This window comes from Streptomyces sp. NPDC005899 (assembly GCF_040629645.1).
GTDB lineage: Bacteria > Actinomycetota > Actinomycetes > Streptomycetales > Streptomycetaceae > Streptomyces.
The window spans coordinates 1-3008 of the sequence record NZ_JBEXWB010000533.1 but is presented as its reverse complement, the minus strand read 5'-3'; the positions used below and the strand labels follow the sequence as shown (position 1 = coordinate 3008).

Annotated in this window: 3 protein-coding genes; 2 read left to right on the top strand and 1 reads right to left on the bottom strand. The window is 71.1% G+C overall.

Features of this window, described 5'->3' with window-relative positions; translation table 11 throughout:
- Positions 1-69 precede the first annotated feature (69 nt).
- Positions 70-597, bottom strand: coding sequence for an O-acetyl-ADP-ribose deacetylase (locus ABZ371_RS31015; protein WP_358685930.1), 528 nt, complete (start codon positions 595-597; stop codon positions 70-72).
- A gap of 91 nt (positions 598-688) precedes the next feature.
- On the opposite strand from ABZ371_RS31015, the gene ABZ371_RS31010 reads away from it, so the two are divergent.
- Both ABZ371_RS31010 and ABZ371_RS31005 read left to right on the top strand, forming a co-directional pair.
- Positions 689-1297, top strand: a complete 609-nt coding sequence (locus ABZ371_RS31010; RefSeq protein ID WP_358685928.1) for a TetR family transcriptional regulator — start codon at positions 689-691, stop codon at positions 1295-1297.
- 89 nt (positions 1298-1386) lie between these two features.
- Positions 1387-2964, top strand: a complete 1578-nt coding sequence (locus ABZ371_RS31005; RefSeq protein ID WP_358685925.1) for an MDR family MFS transporter — start codon at positions 1387-1389, stop codon at positions 2962-2964.
- Positions 2965-3008: the final 44 nt, after the last annotated feature.

Sequence of the window (3008 nt, the reverse complement as noted above, 5' to 3'; positions counted from 1 at the left end):
CTTCCGATCTCCGGCCGGGGGCCGGGAGCCGCCGGGCGGGGCCGTCGAGGGCACGCGTGCGGAGGGCGTTCAGCCGGCTTCCGCGGCGAACGCCTCGTATGCCTGGTCGTCGAACAGCACGAACCTGACCTCCTCGACCGGCGCGGTCGCCTCCGCCCTGACCGTACGGACCGCGATCCGGGCCGCGTCCCGGACCGGCCAGCCGTAGATGCCGGCGGAGACGGCCGGGAAGGCCACCGTGCGCGCCCCCAACTCCGCCGCCACACTCAGCGATTCGCGGTAGCAGGAGGCAAGCAGATCCGAGCGGTCGTCCGTCGCGCTCCAGACCGGACCGACGGTGTGGACGACCCAGGTGGCGTCGAGCCGGCCGGCCGTGGTGGCGACGGCCCGGCCGGTCGGCAGGCCCTTGCCGTAGTGCGAGGCCCGCAGTGCGCGGCAGGCCGCCAGGATCTCCGGGCCACCGGCCCGGTGGATCGCCCCGTCCACTCCCCCGCCGCCGAGGAGGGAGGAGTTGGCGGCGTTGACCAGGACGTCCGCCTTCTGCCGGGTGATGTCACCGCGGGCCAGGGTGAGCCTGACACCTTCACCTGTGCTCATGGTCACCATCATGCCTCGGGCGGACCCCGACCGGCCGGGGGTGCGCCCGCCGAATTTGCATGCTCTGCATTTTTGCATACCATGCACCTTCGTGACCCTCCCCGAAGATCCGTCCCTCGGCCTGCGTGAGCGGAAGAAGCGCGCGACCCGCGACGCCCTGGCCGGCACAGCTCTGCGCATGGCCGCCGAACGCGGACTCGATCAGGTGACGGTGGAGGCGGTCACCGCGGAGGTGGGCGTCTCGGTGCGGACGTTCTTCAACTACTTCGGGCATCTCGACGACGCCGTCCTCGTCGCCGACCCCGACCTCACCGAACGGACCCGCCGGGCCGTCATCGACGCCCCCGCGCACCTCCCGACCCTCACGGTGCTGCGCGAGGCCCTCTCCGCGGAACTGACCCACATCGAGGTGGGCCACGACCGCTGGGAGCTGCAGTGCACCGTCCTGGGCAACACCCCGTCGCTGTTCCCCCGGTTCCTCGCGGCCCGCGGCGCCGACGAGCAGGCGCTGATCGCCGCGGTGGCGGAACGGCTCGGCGTGGAGGCCGACCAGGACCTCCGGCCGCGCCTGCTCGTGCACACCACCCTCGCCGCCGTGCGGTCCGCCGTCGAACTGTGGACCGCCACCGGACGCCTCCGGCCGCTGAAGACCGTCTACGACGAGGCGTTCACCGAACTCGCCGCCGCACTCCGCGACTGACGTCCCCGCCCGCCACGCGGGCCCCACCCAGACATCCACGGCCTTCCCCCGAAGGCACCGACTCACAGAGAACCGAGGTACGTCCACCGATGTCCGCCGCCGTGACGCCCGCACCCGAGGCGCCCCCGTCCATGACGAGACGCCAGATAATCCAGGCCATGTCCGGCCTCATGGCCGGGATGTTCGTGGCCATCCTCGCCTCCACCGTCGTCGCCAACGCCCTGCCCCGCATCATCACCGACCTGCACGGCAGCCAGTCGTCGTACACGTGGGTGGTCACGGCGGAACTGCTGGCCATGACCGCCACCGTCCCCATCTGGGGCAAGCTGTCCGACCTCTACGACAAGAAGCTGCTCATCCAGCTGTCGCTGGGGATGTTCGTCATCGGCTCGCTCGTCGCCGGCTTCTCGGACAGCGTCACCGTCCTCATCATCAGCCGTGTCGTCCAGGGCATCGGCGCCGGCGGTCTCACCGCCCTGGCCCAGGTCGTGATGGCCTCGATCATCCCGCCGCGCGAACTCGGTCGGTACTCGGGCATCTTCGGCGCCGTGTTCGCCGTCGGGACCGTCGCCGGACCGCTGATCGGCGGTGTGCTGGTCGACACCTCGTGGCTGGGCTGGCGCTGGTGCTTCTTCATCGGGGTGCCGTTCGCGCTGCTCGCGATCGTGCTGCTCCAGCTCACGCTCGACCTGCCCGTCGTCCGCCGCAAGGTGCGGATCGACTACCTGGGCGCGTTCCTGATCATGGCCGGGGTGAGCGCCCTGCTGCTGTGGATCACGCTCGCGGGCAACCAGTTCGACTGGATGTCGTGGCAGACCGCGGCCCTCGTCACCGGCGGCGCGGTCCTGCTCGCCCTGGCCGTACTCGTCGAGTCGCGCGTCGAGGAACCGATGATCCCGCTGGACATCTTCCGCAACCGGACGGTCACGCTGACCACCGTGGCGAGCCTCCTCGTCGGCGTGGCGATGTTCGGCGGGACCGTCTTCCTCTCGCAGTACTTCCAGGTCTCCCTGGGCAAGTCACCGACCACCGCCGGGCTGATGAGCCTGCCGATGATCCTCGGTCTCATGGTCTCCACGACGGTGGCCGGGCAGATCATCACCAAGACCGGCAAGTGGAAGAACTTCCTGATCGCCGGTGGTGTGATCATGACCGCGGGCATGGGCCTGCTGTCCACGATCGGCGCGGACACCGCCTTCTGGATCCTGGCCCTCTACATGGCCGTGCTCGGCGTCGGGGTCGGCATGCTGATGCAGAACCTCGTGCTCGCCGCCCAGAACGACGTGCCGGCGGCCGAACTCGGTTCGGCGACGTCCGTCCTGTCCTTCTTCCGCAGTCTCGGCGGTGCCATCGGCACCAGCGCGCTCGGTGCGGTCCTCGCCCACCAGGTGACCGAGGACCTGGAGAAGGGGCTCGGCGGTGCCGCGGCCGCAGGGGGCGGCGGCAGTCACGCCATCCCCGACCTCGCGACCCTCCCCGCGCAGGCGCGCCAGGTCGTGGAGCAGGCCTACGGCGACGCGACCGCCGACATCTTCCTCGTCGGCGCCCCCTTCGCGGTGCTGGCGCTGGTGGCGGTGCTGTTCGTCAAGGAGAAGCCGCTCAAGACCCAGAGCGGTCTGGAGCGGCTGGCCGAGGAGAGCAAGCAGCCCCTCGCCCCGACGCACTGAAGCCGCGGGTGTGCCGGCCGCCCGGCCGGGGGGCGCGGCCCGGC

What these genes read in the sequence shown, in the direction of transcription:
- ABZ371_RS31015 (WP_358685930.1), bottom strand. Translation starts at nt 597, where the DNA reads ATGAGCACAGGTGAAGGTGTCAGGCTCACCCTGGCCCGCGGTGACATC.
- ABZ371_RS31005 (WP_358685925.1), top strand. Translation starts at nt 1,387, where the DNA reads ATGTCCGCCGCCGTGACGCCCGCACCCGAGGCGCCCCCGTCCATGACG.